General features: G+C 68.1%; 8 protein-coding genes. All 8 read left to right on the top strand.

Annotated features, from left to right (window positions below; genetic code table 11):
* Positions 1-120: 120 nt before the first annotated feature.
* Positions 121-1032, top strand: coding sequence for a lysylphosphatidylglycerol synthase transmembrane domain-containing protein (locus tag DFR24_RS12980; RefSeq protein ID WP_168710405.1), 912 nt, complete (start codon positions 121-123; stop codon positions 1030-1032).
* 340 nt (positions 1033-1372) lie between these two features.
* The gene (locus tag DFR24_RS12975; protein ID WP_133882535.1) at positions 1373-3316 is read left to right on the top strand and encodes an alpha-1,4-glucan--maltose-1-phosphate maltosyltransferase; all 1944 of its coding nucleotides are present in this window, start codon (positions 1373-1375) and stop codon (positions 3314-3316) included.
* Positions 3313-6726: a maltose alpha-D-glucosyltransferase gene (gene treS / locus DFR24_RS12970; protein WP_246051651.1), complete on the top strand. Its 3414-nt coding sequence runs from the start codon at positions 3313-3315 to the stop codon at positions 6724-6726. The genes DFR24_RS12975 and treS overlap by 4 nt, the downstream gene beginning before the upstream one ends.
* A 10-nt stretch (positions 6727-6736) precedes the next feature.
* Positions 6737-8947, top strand: a complete 2211-nt coding sequence (gene glgB / locus DFR24_RS12965; RefSeq protein WP_133881832.1) for a 1,4-alpha-glucan branching protein GlgB — start codon at positions 6737-6739, stop codon at positions 8945-8947.
* Positions 8940-11129 carry a glycogen debranching protein GlgX gene (gene glgX / locus DFR24_RS12960; protein WP_133881831.1) on the top strand — a complete coding sequence of 730 codons (2190 nt, stop codon included), beginning with the start codon at positions 8940-8942 and terminating at the stop codon, positions 11127-11129. The genes glgB and glgX overlap by 8 nt, the downstream gene beginning before the upstream one ends.
* Positions 11126-12901 carry a malto-oligosyltrehalose trehalohydrolase gene (gene treZ / locus DFR24_RS12955; RefSeq protein WP_133881830.1) on the top strand — a complete coding sequence of 592 codons (1776 nt, stop codon included), beginning with the start codon at positions 11126-11128 and terminating at the stop codon, positions 12899-12901. Before glgX ends, treZ begins: the two co-directional genes overlap by 4 nt.
* A gap of 157 nt (positions 12902-13058) precedes the next feature.
* Positions 13059-15116, top strand: a complete 2058-nt coding sequence (gene malQ, locus DFR24_RS12950) for a 4-alpha-glucanotransferase (protein WP_133881829.1) — start codon at positions 13059-13061, stop codon at positions 15114-15116.
* Positions 15117-15351: 235 nt separating this feature from the next.
* The gene (gene treY / locus DFR24_RS12945; RefSeq protein ID WP_211346602.1) at positions 15352-18144 is read left to right on the top strand and encodes a malto-oligosyltrehalose synthase; all 2793 of its coding nucleotides are present in this window, start codon (positions 15352-15354) and stop codon (positions 18142-18144) included.
* Positions 18145-18163: the final 19 nt, after the last annotated feature.

Here is an 18163-nt window from a genome sequence, read left to right as displayed (position 1 = left end):
TTGCGCACGCCGGTCCGGATGGATTCTGCACCTGCTGTCCCCGACGCCGCTTCGACGCACGCGGCTGGGATACCGCTCGCCGGCCCTCCCCCGAGACGAATCCGGGCGGTGATCTGGCGGGTGCTGATCATCCTCTTCTTCACCGGCGTGGCGACACTGATCTTCGCGCGCGCGCGTCAGGTCGACTGGGAAGCCGTCGGCGACGCGCTTGCCGGCTATACCGCGTTCGAACTGGGACTGGCCTTCGTCGCGGCCGCGCTCGGCCATCTGTGTTCCGGCAGCTACGACCTGATCGGCCGCTGGTACACGGGCCACTTCATGCCCAGGCGCCGGGTGTTCGCGATCAACGCGATCGCGTATGCGTTCTCGCTGAATCTCGGCGCGCTGGTCGGCGGCTGGGCGTTTCGCGTCCGCCTCTATACGCGATTCGGGCTTCCGGTGGCGGTCGTAGCGCGCATCATCGTGCTCGCGGTCGTCACCAACTGGAGCGGATTCACGCTGCTCGCGGGCCTGTTGCTGCTGTTCTGGCCTCCTGCGCTGCCCGAGGCCTGGAACATACCCGTCGTCGCGATCCGTGGCGTGGGCGTGCTGATGCTGGCAATCATCGGCGCCTACCTCGCCGCCTGCGTCATCGGTCGCCGGCGCGGATGGACCTGTCGCGTGCGCGGCCAGCAGATGCGCATGCCGACCTTGCCGATGGCGGCGGCGCAGCTCTCGCTGTCGTCAGTGAGCTGGCTGCTGATGACGGTGTCGCTGTGGATGTTGCTGCCGGCGCACCTGACGTTCGTGCGCGTCATCGAGGCCCTGTTCGCGTGCAGCATCGCGGGTGCGGCGCTGCACGTGCCGGGCAATGTCGGTGTCCTCGAAGGCAGCTTCACGACATTGATGGCGACCGATCTCGACGAGGTCCAGGCGCTGGCCGGCATTCTCGCGTTCCGTGCCGTCTACTTCCTGGTTCCCTTTGCCGCCGCCGCGGTGGGCTACGGGTTCATGGAAGTGTTCGCGCGCCGGCATCGCAAAACGAAAGGCTGAGCGCGGCGTTCATGCGTCCTGCATGCCTTCCGGGCGGGATACGCGCATTTTTCGGAATGAACCGCGAATAAACGCTGCGAATGCCGGGTACGAATCTTGTGCCCCAGGGAAACCCTTCGCCACTCCGAAGGTTCCCTCGTCATCAGCTGCGGACTCCGATCATGAGCCTCACTCAGGATTCAGCGCCTGCGCGTGCGTCGTTCTTTCGCGTTTCGCGTCCTCTTTCTTTCCACAACGCGGCCGTCACGTCGCCCCTGCGTCGCGGGGTGCTCTCGTGAATCTCCAGGCCCGCAAGGCGCCGGTCGCCACCGACCGCGCACAACAGCTTCTCGAGCGCTCGATGCGATCGCCGCGCGTGGTCATCGACCGTCTCCAGCCTTCTGTCGACGATGGACGCTTTCCGGCGAAGGCCACCGTGGGACAGCCGCTGGTGTTCGAGGCCGATGTGTACGCGGACGGACACGAGGCGATTGCCGCCGAGCTGATCCTCCGCCAGCCCGGTGGCGAAGCACAGCGTCTGCCGATGCGCTCGCTGGGCAATGACCGCTTTCGCGTTCAGATGCTGCCGACGAAGACGGGCCGCCACCTGTTCACCGTCGAAGGATGGATCGACGCCTGGGGCAGCTACCGGCGCGTTCTGCTTCGACTGCAGGCCGCGAACAAGGTGAGCGAACAGGATCTGGTCGATGGCGTCGAGCGGATCCGCGCGGCGTCGCGCGACGCCGATCCCGACGCGCGTCTGGCCACGTTGCTCCTGCGGCTCGAAGACCTGTCGCCACCCGAGAAGCTGATGCTGCTGCTCGACGAAGGTGTCGCCGAGTTGATGTCCGCCCGGCTGCCGCGCGGCTTTGCGTCGCGGCATGCGAGCGAGTTCTGCGTGATCGTCGAACGCACGCGTGCAGGCTTCGCGAGCTGGTACGAACTGTTCCCGCGATCGCAGGGCGCGCCCGGTCAGCACGCCACGTTCGACGATGTGATTGCGCGACTGCCATCGATTGCGGCAATGGGATTCGACGTTCTCTACATGCCGCCGATCCATCCGATCGGAACGACCAAGCGCAAGGGACGCAACAACAGCCTCGTCGCGACGCCGACCGATCCCGGCAGTCCGTATGCGATCGGCAGCTCCGAAGGCGGCCATGACGCGGTGCATCCGGCGCTCGGCGGCATCGAAGCGCTGCGGCGTCTGCGTGATGCAGCAGCGGGCTACGGCATGGAGCTGGCGCTCGACATCGCCATCCAGTGTTCGCCCGATCATCCCTGGCTGCGCGAGCATCCCGAATGGTTCACGTGGCGCAGCGATGGCAGCGTGCGCTGTGCGGAGAATCCGCCGAAGAAATACGAGGACATCGTCAACGTCGAGTTCTACAACGAAGGCGCGCTGCCCTCGCTGTGGCTGGCATGGCGCGACGTGATCGAGCACTGGATCGCGGAAGGAATCCACACTTTTCGCGTCGACAATCCGCACACCAAGCCGTTGCCGTTCTGGGAGTGGCTGATCGCCGACATCCACACGCGTCATCCGGATGTGCTGTTCCTGTCGGAAGCCTTCACGCGGCCCGCGATGATGTATCGCCTGGCCAAGATCGGGTACTCGCAGAGCTACACGTACTTCACATGGCGCAACAGCAAGCGCGAACTCGGCGAGTACATGACCGAGTTGACGCAACAGGCGCCGCGGGATTTCTACCGGCCGCACTTCTTCGTCAACACACCCGACATCAATCCACGCTTCCTGCAGGACGCAGGGCGTCCGGGTTTCCTGATCCGCGCGGCGCTGGCCTCCACGCTCTCCGGCCTCTGGGGCATGTACAGCGGGTTCGAGCTCTGCGAAGGCGCCGCGTTGCCCAACGGCGAGGAATACCTGGATTCGGAAAAATACGAGCTGCGCCATCGCAACTGGGGCGCGCCCGGCAACATCGTGGGCGAGATCACGCGCCTGAACCGCCTGCGCCGCGAGCATCCGTCGCTGCAATCGCATCTGCATTTCCAGCTCCAGCATTCGGACAACGACCAGGTGCTGGTCTACGCGCGCCAGCTCCCGGGCGCGGACGAGCTCGTGCTGGTGGCGGTGAGCCTGGATCCGCACGCGGCGCAGGAGACGCAATTCGATCTGCCGTTCGATGCGCTCGGGGTCGCGGCGGGCGGGGCGCTCGAATCCGAGGAACTCATGTCGGGCCGGCGCTTCGTCTGGCACGACCGCCGCCAGCACTGGCGCTTCGTGCCGCAGGAGATGCCGTTCGCGATCTGGCACCTGCGCCGCGCCGCGGGAGCACACGCATGAACGATCCCACGATGATCAAACCGCGCCCGCGGCGCAGCCGTCGCGCAAAGCCCGAACCGGCCTTCAGCCAGGATCCGCTCTGGTACAAGGACGCGGCGATCTATCAGCTGCATGTGAAGTCGTTCTTCGATTCGAACGACGACGGCATCGGCGATTTCAACGGGCTGATCCAGAAGCTCGACTACATCGTCAATCTGGGCGTGAACACGATCTGGCTGCTGCCGTTCTATCCCTCGCCGCGTCGCGACGACGGTTACGACGTGGCGGACTATCGCGGCGTCAGTCCGGACTACGGGACGATGGCCGACGCGCGCCGCTTCATCGCCGAGGCGCATCGCCGCGGCCTGCGCGTGATCACCGAGCTGGTGATCAATCACACCTCGGACCAGCATCCGTGGTTCCAGCGCGCGCGCAACGCCCCGCCGGGTTCCGTGCATCGCGACTTCTACGTGTGGACGGACGACCCGGTGAAGTACACCGGCACGCGCATCATCTTCGTCGACACCGAGCCGTCGAACTGGACCTGGGATCCGGTCGCGAAAGCCTATTTCTGGCACCGCTTCTATTCGCACCAGCCGGATCTGAATTTCGACAATCCGCAGGTGATCCGCGCCGTGCTCAGCGCGATGCGCTTCTGGCTGGAACTGGGCGTCGACGGCCTGCGCCTGGACGCGGTGCCGTATCTGATCGAGCGCGAGGGCACCAACAACGAGAATCTCGCCGAGACCCACGCGGTGCTCAAGCGCCTGCGGGCGGAAGTCGACAAGGACTATCCCGGCCGCATGCTGCTGGCCGAGGCCAACCAGTGGCCCGAGGACGTGCAGCACTACTTCGGCGGCAAGGTGTCCGACAAACCGGTCGCGCCGGGCACGGCGCCGGAGATCCTCGGCGACGAATGCCACATGGCGTTCCACTTCCCGCTGATGCCGCGCATGTACATGGCGGTGGCGCAGGAAGACCGCTTCCCGATCACCGACATCCTGCGCCAGACGCCGGATATCCCGTCCAACTGCCAGTGGGCCGTATTCCTGCGCAACCACGACGAGCTGACGCTCGAGATGGTCACCGAGAGCGAACGCGACTACTTGTGGAACACCTACGCGGCCGATCGCCGTGCGCGCCTGAACGTCGGTATCCGCCGTCGCCTCGCGCCGCTGGTGGAGCGCGATTTCGCGCGCATCGAACTGCTCAACTCGCTGCTGCTGTCGATGCCCGGCACACCGGTCATCTACTACGGCGACGAGATCGGCATGGGCGACAACATCTACCTGGGCGATCGCGATGGCGTGCGCACGCCGATGCAGTGGTCGCCGGATCGCAACGGCGGATTCTCGCGCGCCGATCCTGCGCGCCTGGTGCTGCCGCCGATCCAGGATCCGGTCTACGGATACCAGGCGAACAACGTCGAAACGCAGCAGCGCGATCCGCATTCACTGCTGAACTGGACGCGCCGCATGCTGGCGACGCGCAAGCGCTTCAAGGCTTTCGGGCGCGGCACGATCAAGCTGTTGTATCCGGCCAATCGCCGCATCGTGGCGTATCTGCGCCAGTACGAGCCGCCCGAGGGCGGGCCGTCGGAGCTGATCCTGTGCGTGGCCAACCTGTCGCGTTCGGCGCAGGCGGTCGAGCTGAACCTGTCGCTGTTCTCCGGGCGCGTACCGGTGGAGATGCTCGGCGGATCCGCGTTCCCGCCGATCGGCCAGCTTCCGTATCTGCTCACGCTGGCGCCGTACGGCTTCCACTGGTTCGAGCTGGCCGAGAAGGCCCACATGCCCACGTGGTATGCGGTGCCGCCCGAGCCACTGCCCGAATACACGACGTTCGTGCTGCGCGGCGGCCTGTCGGAACTGATGGAAGAAGCGCCTCGTCGCCGCCTCGAGCGCGAAATCCTTCCGGCCTACCTGCCGCGCCGGCGCTGGTTCGCCGGCAAGAACCAGCAGCTCGATGAAGTGCGTATCGAGCAGATCATCCCGATTCCGCACGCCCAGAAGGAGATGATGCTGTTGCAGCTCGCCGTCGATTCCGGCGAGCAGGTCGATCGCTATCTGCTGCCGCTGGGCCTGCTGCCCGAGACCTCGGTGATCAGCGCGCTGCCGCAGCAGCTCGCACTGGCGCGCGTGCGGCGCGGCGCCAAGGTGAGCCTGCTGACCGATGCGATGACGATCGATGCGCTGACCCAGGCGCTGCTGTCGATGCTGCGCAGCCAGACGCACCTTCCGCTCGCCAACGGCGAATTGCACTTCCTGCCGACGCCGGCTTTCCTGGCGATGGAGATCCCGGAGAACGCGGAGATCCGGCGCCTGTCGGTGGAGCAATCCAACACCTCGCTGGTGGTGGGCGATCACGCGATGGTGAAGCTCTACCGCAAGCTCACGCGCGGCGTGCACCCCGAGGCGGAGATGGGGCTGGCGCTGGCCGAACGCGGCTTTCGCAACACGCCGCCGCTGCTCGGCCAGATCGTGCAGGTCGATGCGGACGGCACGCCGACGGTCCTGGGCGTGGTCCAGCGCTTCCTCCACAATCAGGGCGACGCCTGGAGCTGGGTACAGAACATCCTGCAGCGCGCACAACGCGATCTCGCGATGGCTTCCGCGGAAGCGCGCAGCAGCGCGCCCGCTCCGCTGGGCGAGTTGATGGCATTCGCCGCAACGCTCGGCGGACGCCTGGGCGAGATGCACATGGCCCTGGCGGCGCCTGTCGATTCGGCGGCCTTCAATCCCGGTCCGATGCAGCCGCAGGATTGCGAGCGCCTGGCGCAGCGTGTCGCCGCACGGCTCGACGAGGCCTGCGCCCATCTGACGCGGCTGCTCGAATCACCGACGGCGCCGCTGTCGGCAGATCTGGCGCAACTGGCGACGCACGTGCTGGACAAGGCTGCGCAGGTGCGCGAGCGAATCCCGGCGCAGGCGCAGCGGGCGCAGGGCGGCATCCAGATCCGCATCCACGGCGATCTGCACCTGGGGCAGGTGCTGGTGGCCCAGGGCGACGCGTATTTCGTCGACTTCGAAGGCGAGCCGGCGCGGACGCTGGAGGAGCGTCGCGCGCTGAGCACGCCGCTGCGCGATGTCGCCGGCATGCTGCGCTCGTTCGAGTACGCGGCCGAGGTCTGCGAGCGCGCGCAGACGCGTTCGGAGGATCCGAACGCGGCCGATGCGCGGCGCGCCCTGTTCGAATCGTTCCGGCAGGGTTGCGGTCCGGCCTTCCTGGATGCCTGGCGCGCGGCCTGCGCGCAAATGCCGTTTCCGCCGGCCGATCCCGCCGATGCGGACGCGCTGCTCGAGCTGGTCCTGCTGGAGCGCGCGGCGCATGAAATCGTCTACGAGGCGGCCAATCGGCCGGACTGGCTGGTGGTCCCGCTGCGTAGCGTCGTGGCGCTGGTGGATCGCATTGCGGGAGCCGACCGTGGATAGTCCTCCTCCCATGCCCGATCTTCGTCTACCCGACGCGGCGGCGCAGGCGCTCCTCGGAGCGCACTGCGGCGACCCGTTCTCCCTGCTCGGCGTGCACGCCGTCGACCGCGGTTTCGCGCTGCGCGTATTCCTTCCCGGCGCGCGCGGCGTCACCGCACACATCGACGGCCACGGCGACCTGCCGCTCGACAAGGGCCAGGTCGAGGGCCTGTTCGTCGGCGCGCTGCCGGCGCGCGCGCCTTACCGCCTGCGCATCGAGTGGGCGCAGGGCGTGCAGGAAACCGAAGATCCCTATTCCTTCGGCAACCTGCTGGACGCACGCGACCTCGCGCAGTTCTCGTCCGGCCTGCATCCGCAGCTGGGCCGCGTGTTCGGCGCACAGGCGATGACGGTCGGCGGCGTGGCCGGCGTGCGCTTCGCCGTCTGGGCGCCCAATGCGCGGCGCGTCTCGGTGGTCGGTGATTTCAACAGCTGGGACGGTCGCCGCCACCCGATGCGCCGGCGCGTCGAGGCCGGCGTCTGGGAACTGTTCGTCCCGCGCGTCGCGCCCGGCGCCCTGTACCAGTACGAGGTCCTGGGTCCGCACGGCCTGTTGCCGCTCAAATCCGATCCGGTCGCGCAGCAGGTGGAAGTGCCGCCGCGCAATGCGAGCATCGTCGCGGATCCGGCGCCGTTCGCCTGGACCGATGCCGCGTGGACCTCACAGCGCGCGGCAAGGCAGTCGCTGCGCGCGCCGATCTCCATCTACGAACTGCATCCGGAGTCCTGGAGCCGTCCTCCGGGCGGCCCGCTGGGCTGGTCGGGTCTGGCGGACCGGCTGATCGCCTACGTGCAGTCGCTGGGCTTCACGCACATCGAACTGCTGCCGGTTTCGGCGCACCCGTTCGGTGGCTCCTGGGGCTATCAGCCACTGGGCCTGTACGCACCGCACGCGCCGCTGGGCACGCCGGCCCAGCTCAAGGCCTTCGTCGATCGCTGCCATGCGATGGGGATCGGCGTGATCGTCGACTGGGTGCCCGCGCATTTCCCGACCGACGCCCATGGCCTGGCGCAGTTCGACGGCACCGCGCTGTACGAGCACGCCGATCCGCGCGAGGGCTATCACCAGGACTGGAACACGCTGATCTTCAACCTGGGCCGCAGCGAAGTGCAGGCGCACCTGATCGGCAGTGCGCTGCACTGGCTGGACGAGTTCCATATCGACGGCCTGCGCGTGGATGCCGTCGCCTCGATGCTCTATCGCGACTATTCGCGACGTGCCGGCGAGTGGATTCCCAACCGCTACGGCGGACGCGAGAACCTCGAATCGGTCGACTTCCTGCGGCGCTTCAATACGGCGGTGCGCGAGCATCACCCGGGCGTCGTGACCATCGCCGAAGAGTCCACCGCCTGGCCCGGCGTGACGCGCGCGGTCGCCGACGACGGCCTGGGCTTCGACTTCAAGTGGAACATGGGCTGGATGCACGACACGCTCGGCTACGTGGCGCAGGATCCGGTGCATCGCCGCTATGCGCATGACCAGATGACGTTTGGCCTGGTCTACGCGTTCTCCGAGCATTTCGTGCTGCCGCTGTCGCACGACGAAGTGGTGCACGGCAAGCGCTCGCTGTTCGGGCGGATGCCCGGCGACGACTGGCAGCGCTTCGCCAACCTGCGTGCGTATTTCGGCTTCATGTGGGCGCATCCGGGCAAGAAGCTGCTGTTCATGGGCGGCGAGCTGGCGCAGGCCAGCGAGTGGAACCACGACGGCGAGCTCGACTGGGCGGCGCTGGAAGGCGATTCGATGCCGGCCGCCCGCCGGCGCGGCGTCCAGAAACTGGTGCGCGATCTCAACGGCCAGCTCGCGGTGCATCCGGCGCTGCACACGGCCGACTCCGAGAGCACCGGCTTTTCGTGGATCGTCGGCGACGACCGCGACCAGAGCGTGCTCGTGTTCTGTCGCCATGCGCACGATCAGGCCGGCCCGCCGCTGATCGTGGCGGTGAATTTCACGCCGGTGCCGCGGCACGTTTATCGCATCGGGGTTCCAGGCGCCGGTCGCTGGCGCGAAGTCCTCAATACCGATGCACTCGATTACGGCGGATCCGGCATGGGCAATCTTGGCGGTGTGGAATCGGAAGCGATCGCCCATCACGGGCAGCCACAGAGCATCGCGGTGACCTTGCCGCCGCTGGCGGCAATCTGGCTGCAGGCGGACGCGGGTGGGTCCGCCCGTGGCTGAGCCGGCGTCCCGGCTCCAGCCTTCCGAACCGGGACCTTTCGGCGCGCACTGGGACGGCCGCGGTACGCACTTCGCGGTCTTCTCGGCGCACGCCGACGCGATGGAGCTGTGCCTGTTCGATCACTCCGGCCGGCACGAAACCGCGCGCTTCCGCTTTCCCGAATGCACGGACGGCATCTGGCACGGCTACCTGCCGGGCATCCGGCCGGGCCAGCTCTACGGCTATCGCGCCTACGGTCCGTACGAGCCGGACCGCGGGCACCGGTTCAACCCGCACAAGCTGCTGCTCGACCCCTACGCGCGGCAACTGTCCGGTGAGCTGCGCTGGCACGACGCCCTGCATGGCTACAAGGTCGGCTCGCCGCGCGAGGATCTGTCGTTCGACCGGCGTGACAGCGCGGCCTACATGCCCAAGGCCGTCGTCAGCGCCGACCATTTCGATTGGGCCGGCGATCATCCGCCGCGCGTGCCCTGGTCGGACACCGTCATCTACGAGATGCACGTGCGCGGCTTCACCAAGCGGCGCCACGACCTGTTCGAACACGATCGCGGCACGTTCGGCGCGCTCGGTTCCAGCGAGGTCATCCAGTACCTGAAGGGGCTGGGTGTCACTGCGGTGGAACTGCTGCCGATCCACGCCTTCGCGCGCGACCGCGTGCTGCTCGAACAGAAGCTGACCAACTACTGGGGCTACAACACGCTCGCGTTCTTCGCGCCCGATCCGCAGTACCTGTCGGACGGAACGCTCGGCCAGGTGAAGTGGGCGGTGAGGCAGTTGCACGCGGCCGGCATCGAGGTGCTGCTCGACGTCGTGTTCAACCACAGTTGCGAAGGCAGCGAGCGCGGCGCGACGTTGTCGCTGCGCGGGCTCGACAATCTCAGCTACTACCGCCTGGATCCCGAGCAGCGCCGGTACTGCATCAATGACACCGGCTGCGGCAACACGCTGGACTTCCGTCATCCGCGCGTGATCCAGCTCACGCTGGATTCGCTGCGCTACTGGGTGCAGGAATTCCACGTCGACGGTTTCCGTTTCGACCTGGGCGTCACGCTCGGACGCGAGACGCACGGCTTCGATCCGGGCGCGGGCTTCTTCGATGCACTGATGCAGGACCCGGTGCTGTCGCGGGTCAAATTGATTTCGGAGCCCTGGGACATCGGGCCCGGCGGCTACCAGATCGGCAATCACCCGGCCGGCATGGCCGAATGGAACGGGCGCTATCGCGACGACGTGCGCCGCTACTGGCGCAGCGACGACGGCCTGCGCGGCGCGCTGGCGGCGCGCCTGCAGGGCTCCGCCGATCTGTTCGATCACCACCGGCGGCGCCCCTGGGCCAGCATCAACTTCGTCACCGCGCACGACGGCTTCACGCTGCACGACCTGGTCAGCTACGAGCAGAAGCACAACCAGGCCAACGGCGAGGACAACCGCGATGGCGGTGACGACAACCTCAGCCGCAACTGGGGCGTCGAGGGCGAGACCGATGACGCCGAACTGATCGACCTGCGCGATCGCCTGAAGCGCAGCTTCATGGCCACGCTGCTGACCTCGCACGGCACGCCGATGCTGCTGGCCGGCGACGAGCTGGGCCAGACGCAGAACGGCAACAACAACGCGTACTGCCAGGACAATGAGCTGTCGTGGCTGGACTGGTCGAAGCTGGACACCGAGCGCGGCCGGCGCATGCGCGACTTCACGGCGCGGCTGATCGCGCTGCGAAAGGAATGGGCGCTGCTGCGTGCGCCGCGTTTCATGCACGGCCGCGGCGAGGCGGAACTGGGCCTGCCGGACCTGCTTTGGTTCGACGAGAACGGACGCCAGCTGGTGTCGGCCGACTGGAGCAATCCGGTGGCTCGATTGCTCGGTGTGCGTCGCGCGCAGCGAAGCGGCGAGCGCGTGGACATCGCGGTGCTGCTGTTCAATGCCGACAGCGCCGATCACGCCTTCGAGCTGCCGCTGCCGGTTCCCGAGTTCCGCGTGCTGCTGGATTCGAACGAGCCGCTGCGCGATCCGCCGTCGATGAGCGCATCGAGCTACCTGCTGGCGGCGCACAGCGTCGCGCTGATCTCGGCCGACGTGGATCGCGACACGGCACAGCGCTGGACCGTCGAGCAGCAGAAAGCGGCCGACGCCGCGGCAGCGGCTGCAAACACGGCAGACGAACCCGCTCCCCCGGCATGAGCGCCGCACCGCCTGCCCGGCCGTCCTTCGGTGCGCAGGTCCTGGGCAACGGCAGGACGCGCTTCGGACTGTGGGCGCCGGCGCTCGACGAAGTCACGCTCGAACTCGGTGACGGACGACACGAGCAGCTGCGTCCCGATGCGCAGGGATGGTTCGGCTGCGAACTGGCGTGCGTCGCCGGCACCGCATATCGCTACCGTCTCGCCGACGGCACGGCCGTATCGGATCCGGCCTCGCGCGCGCAGGCCGACGACGTGCACGGCGACAGCCTTGTGGTGGATCCGGATGCCTATGCCTGGCGCAACACCACGTGGCGCGGACGGCCCTGGACCGAGACCGTGCTGTACGAGGTGCACGTCGGACTCTGCGGCGGTTTCATCGGCCTGCAGCAGCAGTTGCCGGCGCTCGCCGAACTGGGCGTCACGGCCATCGAGCTGATGCCGATCGCGGATTTTCCCGGCACGCGCAACTGGGGCTACGACGGCGTGCTGCCGTTTGCGCCCGATCGCGCCTATGGCAGTCCGGAGGATCTCAAATCGCTCGTCGACACCGCGCACGGTCTGGGCCTGATGATGTTTCTCGACGTGGTCTACAACCACTTCGGCCCCGACGGGAACTACCTGCACGCGTATGCGCCGGCGTTCTTTCGTGACGATCGCCAGACGCCCTGGGGCCCGGCGATCGACTTCCGCCGTCCGGAGGTGCGCGCGTTCTTCACGTCCAACGCGCGCTACTGGCTCGAGGAGTATCGCTTCGACGGATTGCGTTTCGATGCCGTGCATGCGATCCGCGAGCCCGGCTGGTTGCGCGAGACGGCGGCCACGATCCGTGCGGCGCTGGAGCCGGCGCGGCACCTTCATCTGGTGCTGGAGAACGACGACAACGACGCCGAGCTGCTGAGCGGCGAGGGCGTCGACAACGCCTATGACGCGCAGTGGAACGACGACGGGCATCACGCGTTGCACGTGCTGCTCACTGGAGAGAACCAGGGCTACTACGCGGCGTATGCCGAACAACCGGCGCAGCAGCTCGCGCGCTGCCTGTCGGAAGGTTTCATCTACCAGGGTGAGACCTGGCCGCTCAACGGCGAACCGCGCGGAATGCCCAGCGCGCAGCTTCCGCCCAGCGCATTCGTGCTGTTCCTGCAGAACCACGACCAGATCGGCAATCGCGCGCTCGGCGAGCGGCTGACGCGCCTGGCCGATCCACAGGCGCTGCGCGCCGCCACGGCGCTGCAACTGCTTTGCCCGATGATCCCGCTGTTGTTCATGGGCGAACCCTGGGGCGCACAGGAGCCGTTCCTGTTCTTCACCGATCACGGAGACGAGCTCGCCGAACAGGTCCGCGAAGGACGTCGCCGCGAGTTCGCGCAGTTCCCGGCCTTCGCCGACGAGGCGCAGCGTGCGCGCATTCCCGATCCCAACGCGCAGCAGACGTTCGAGGATTCGCGTCCGCGTGCAGCGGACGCCGATGCGCGCGCCCGCAGCCTGGCCGACGAGGTGCGCAAGCTGCTGCGCATCCGGCGCGAATCGATCGTGCCCGGGCTTCCCGGCTGTCGCAGCCTCGGCGCACACACGCTCGGCGCGGCCGGCGTGTGCGCGCGCTGGAGACTCGGCACCGGTCGCGAGCTGCTGCTGGCGATGAACCTCGCGACCGAGCCGGTGGCGTTCGTGCCGCCTGCGGGCGGCACGCGGATTCACGCGAGCCGTGCGGACATCGAGTGGCGCGACGAGCGGCTCGCGCCGCGATCGACGGTGGCGTATCTCGTATGAACTGCGAAGAAAACGTGTCTGCGGGTGGCGAACGTAGCCCGGACGAAGTCCGGGATTGCGCTCCGCATGCGAGGGGAACCCCGCTCTTTCGCTTCGCGAAATTCAACGTCCGGGCTGCGGTTGACATGCGGTTTTCGGGACGAACGAAGGAGAATCCGTGAGCAGCGATCCCGGACTTCACGAACTGGCCGCCGCCGCCGGCGTGTCCGTCCATTGGCACGACTTCAGGGGCCAGGCGCGCACGGTCTCGGACTTCGCGCTCGGCCGCATGCTCCACGCGCTCGAACTGCCGGGCGCGACGCCACAGCAACGGATCGACAGCCTGGCGCGACTGCGTGCCGAAGAGGATCAGCCGGCGCCGCTGGTGACCGCCGTCGTCGGCGAGGCCATCGCCTTGCATCGCGGCGCGGTGGGCCGCTATCGCCTGCTGCTGGAAAGCGGCGCGATCCGCGAAGGCCAGTTGCAGGCGGGCGAGATGCTTCCCGGCGTGCAGGAGCCGGGATATCACCGGCTCGAACTGGGCCTGGACGCACCGATCACGCTGGCCGTCGCGCCGCGTCGATGCCTGGGGCTCGATGATCTTGGCAAAGCGAATGCGCGTCGCTGGGGCGTCACCGTGCAGATCCCGAGCCTGCGCCGGCGCGGTGATGCCGGTCTCGGCGATTTCGGCTCGGTGGCCGGCATCGTCGGAGCGCTCGCGGCGCAAGGCGCGGATGCGATCGCGCTGAGTCCCGCGCACGCCGGCTTCGGCGCGTGGCCGGATCGCTTCAGTCCCTACAGTCCTTCATCGCGGCTGATGCGCAACGCCGTGCTGGCCGACGCGCGCGCGGTGTTCGATGCATCGACCATCGACGCGGTGATGGCGCAGCGCGGGCTGCTCGAGGAATTCGAGGCGCTCGAACGCGCGCCGCAGATCGACGCGGGACGCTCGACGCGAGCCAAGACGTCGCTGTTCGCCGGACTGTTCGAACGCCTCGACGCCAGCGGCCAGCGTGGCGCATTTGAAACCTGGTGCGCTTCGCAGGGCGCGCTGCTGCGCGAGCACGCGTGTTTCGAAGCCTTGCATGCGCGTTTCGCCAGCGGGCCGGAGCCGATTGCGCACTGGCGCAACTGGCCTGCGGAATTTCGCGATCCCTCGAGCGAACGGGTGACGCGTTTCGCCGCCGAACACGTCGACGAGATCGCGTTCGGACAGTTCCTGCAGTGGCTGGCCGATCGCAGCGTCGCAGCGGCGCAGCAGGCCGCGCGCGATGCCGGCATGGCGATCGGCCTGATCGGCGATCTCGCAGTGGGCACCGACAGCGCCGGCAGTCATGCCTGGAGCCGTCAGCGCGATCTGCTGCTGGGCCTGCGCATCGGCGCGCCGCCCGATCCGCTCAATGGCAAGGGCCAGGACTGGGGTCTGTCGGCGCTGTCGCCGCGCACGCTGCGGCAGGACGGCTTTCGCCCCTTCATCGAATTGCTGCGTGCGAACCTCGCGCACGTCGGCGGCCTGCGCATGGACCACGTGTTCGGCCTGGCGCGGCTGTGGTTGATCGCCGACGACACGCGCGCCGACGAGGGCGCCTACGTGCGTTATCCGCTGCAGGATTTCCTGCGCCTGATCGCGCTCGAATCCTGGCGGCACCGCGCACTGATCGTCGGCGAGGACCTGGGGACGATGCCCGAGGGCTTCCAGCAGCACCTGATCGGCGGCGGTCTGCTCGGCATGCGCGTGATGTGGTTCCAGCGCGACGGTGTCTATTTCGTCGAGCCCCAGCGCTGGCCGCGCGGCACGGTGGCGATGACGTCCACGCACGACCTGCCGACGGTCGCGGGCTGGTGGCGCGGGCGCGATCTGGAATGGCGCGCGCAACTGGATCTGCTCGACGACGGGCAGACGCCGGCCGACGCTGCGCGTGTGCGCGGTGAGGATCGCAACGCGCTGTGGAACGCCTTCGTGCACGCCGGCGTGGCGCAGGGCGCCGAGCCGCCCGCGGCGGAAGGAGAGATCGCCGCGGTGGCCGCCGCCGCGTTCATCGGCAGCACGCCCTGCGAACTCGCGCTGCTGCCGATCGAGGATGCGCTCGCGCTGGTCGAGCAGCCGAATATTCCAGGCACTGTCGACACGCATCCGAACTGGGTGCGGCGCCTGCCGGACGAGGCGGTGACCCTTATCGAGTCGCCGACGGCGCAAGCGGTGCTCGGAGCCTTGCAGCGAGCACGCACCCCGTAGCCCGGACGAAGTCCGGGGAGCCTCGCTGCGGGGTGAGCTCGGTAGGCTGGGTTGGAGCGAAGCGAAACCCAGCAGGTATTCGGCAAAAGTCCGCTGGGATTCGCTTCGCTTCATCCCAGCCTACGGCCGGAAACGCCGCAGCAAGCGCGCGACACCCCGTAGCTCGGACGAAGTCCGGGATGCCCGCTGTGGAGGTTTCGACCCCGGGATCCATTCTTGCTGCCCTGCCGGACCCGTGAATGACGTCCGCCCCCTCGCCTTGGATATTCCGACGCCACCGCGCGCCACCGCGCGTGTGCAGCTCAATGCCGGCTACACGTTCGACGATGCACGCGCCGGCGTTCCGTACTTCCAGAAACTCGGCATCAGCCATCTGTTCGTCTCGCCGATCCTGACGGCCCGCGCGGGCTCGATGCACGGTTACGACGTCGTCGATCACGCCCAGGTCAGTGCCGAACTCGGCGGTGAACAGGGCCTGCGCCAGTTGGTCGCGACGCTGCACGCGCACGGCATGGGCTTGGTCGTCGATGTCGTGCCCAACCACATGGCGGTGGGCAAGGGCGACAACCCGCGCTGGCTCGACGTGCTGGAGTGGGGGCGCGAAAGCCGCAACGCCACGTTCTTCGACATCGACTGGGATCGCAGCGACCCGGCTTTGTCCGGCCGACTGCTCGCGCCCTTTCTCGGCGAGCCGTACGGCGAGGTGCTCGCCGCCGGCGACCTGCAGCTGCGCTTCGACGAGCGGCGCGGCCGCTTCTTCGTCGGATACGCCGACCACGTGTTCCCGATCGCGCCTTCGCACTACGCGTTGCTGCTGTCGGGCAGTCGCCTGGCGGATGTCTTCACGAATGCGCTGGCGCAACGACGCGGCGACGCTCGCTTCAGCGCATTCGAGCAGGCGGCGATGCAGCTCGCGGATGCCACGCGCGAAGACGCCGGCGTGCGCGACACGCTGGCACGCACGCTCGAACGATTCTCCGCGGCGACGCCCGCAGGGCAGGCGCTGCTGCACCGCCTGCTCGACCGCCAGCACTATCGCCTCGCGTGGTGGCGCACGGCGTCCGACACGATCAACTGGCGCCGCTTCTTCGACGTCACCGAACTGGCCGGCATTCGCATCGAGGATCGCGCCGTGTTCGAGGCTGCGCATTCGACGTTGTTCCGCTTGTACGCCGAAGGCCTGATCGACGGCCTGCGCATCGATCATGTCGATGGCCTCGCCGATCCGCGTGCCTACTGCCGCCAGCTCCGTGCGCGCCTGAAGCGCGAACGGCCGCGCCACACCTGCTACGTCGTCGTCGAGAAGATCCTCGCGCAGGGCGAACGCCTCGCCAGCGACTGGCAGGTCGACGGCACGTCGGGCTACAGCTTCATGAACGAGGTCGGCGCGCTGCTGCACGACGCGCGCGGGCAGGCGCGCTTGACGCAATTCTGGAATCGGCACGAGGGCGGCAACGACTTCGCCGACGAGGAAGAGGAAGCGCGCCGCCGGATTCCGCAGGAACTGTTCGCGGCCGAGTTCGGCGCCTGCGCGCATGCGCTGCACGCGGTCGCGCTTGAACACTCGGCGACGCGCGACTGGACCCTGTCGGCGATCCGGCGCGTGCTCACCGAACTGCTCGCGCACTTCCCCGTCTATCGCACCTATGTCGACGGCCGCGGGCGCGGCGACGAGGACGCGCAGATCATGCAACGCGTCGTCGAGGCCGCGTCGCGCAGTTGCCGCCCGTCCGAGCGGCCGCTGCTGCACCGGATCGACGGCTGGCTTGGCGGCGAGGCGCCCAAGGACGTGGCACGACCCGCAGCGCGGCGTGCGCGCCTGCGCGCGATCGCGCGCTTCCAGCAGCTGACGTCGCCAGTGGCCGCGAAGTCGGTGGAAGACACCGCGTTCTATCGCCACGGCCTGCTGCTGTCACGCAACGAGGTCGGCTCCGACCCGCGACAGTTCGCGCTGTCCACCGACGACTTCCACACCCTCTGCGCCGATCGGCGCGAGCGCTATCCCGACGCGCTGCTCGCCACCGCCACGCACGACCACAAGCGCGGCGAAGACGTCCGCGCGAGATTGGCGGTGCTCAGCGAGACACCGGATGCCTGGGTCGAGGCCGTCGGCCGCTGGCGCCGGTTCAACGAGCCGCTGCGTCGACAGCAGGACGGGCAGGCGCCGGACGATGTCGACGAATACCTGCTTTACCAGATGATCGTCGGCGCATGGCCGATGGGATTGCAGGCGACCGATCGCGAAGGCATGAGCGCCTATGTCGAACGTCTCGCCGCGTGGCAGCTAAAGGCGATCCGCGAGGCCAAGCGCCACTCGAGCTGGAGCGCGCCCGACGAGCGCTACGAACAAGGCTGCCGGGAATTCCTCGAAGCCGTGCTCGATCCGGCGCGCTCCTCGACGTTCATCGAATCGCTGGCGAGCTTCGTCGACGAGATCACGCCCACCGGCGCCGTGAAGAGCCTGACGCAGGCGCTGCTGCGGATGACCTGTCCCGGCGTGCCGGACCTGTACCAGGGCACCGAAGGCTGGGATCTGAGCCTCGTCGATCCGGACAACCGCCGGCAGGTCGATTACGCGGGACTCGGCGCGAGTCTCGAAAGTTCGGTTTCCACGCCGGATCTGCTGGGCAACTGGCACGACGGTGCGATCAAGCAGCGGCTCGTCGAACGCGTGCTGGCGTGCCGGCGCGGCGATCCGGACATCTTCGCGCGAGGCGAGTACCAGGGTCTTGCGCTCGAAGGCCGACTCGCGCCGCACTTCGTCGCGTTCCTGCGCCGCCATGCCCGGCGTTGCCTGCTGGTGATCGCTCCGCTGCATGTTCATCCGTACACGCGGCGTGCGCGCGACCTGCGCCTGCCGCCGCAAGCCCTGCTCGATACCGCCGTGGTGCTGCCTGAAACACTGGCGGCGTACGACTGGTACGACGCGCTGGAGATGCGGCCGCTGTCGATGACGGGCCGCCGGCTGCCGCTGAACACCGTGATGACCGACTGGCCGGTCGCGCTGCTGCGCGGCACCAGCGCCTGACAACCGCTCCCTTGCGCCA

Source organism: Panacagrimonas perspica, assembly GCF_004364935.1.
Classification (GTDB): Bacteria; Pseudomonadota; Gammaproteobacteria; order Nevskiales; family Nevskiaceae; genus Panacagrimonas; species Panacagrimonas perspica.
The sequence above is the reverse complement of the archived record's forward strand: the minus strand, read 5'-3'. Positions and strand labels throughout refer to the sequence as shown.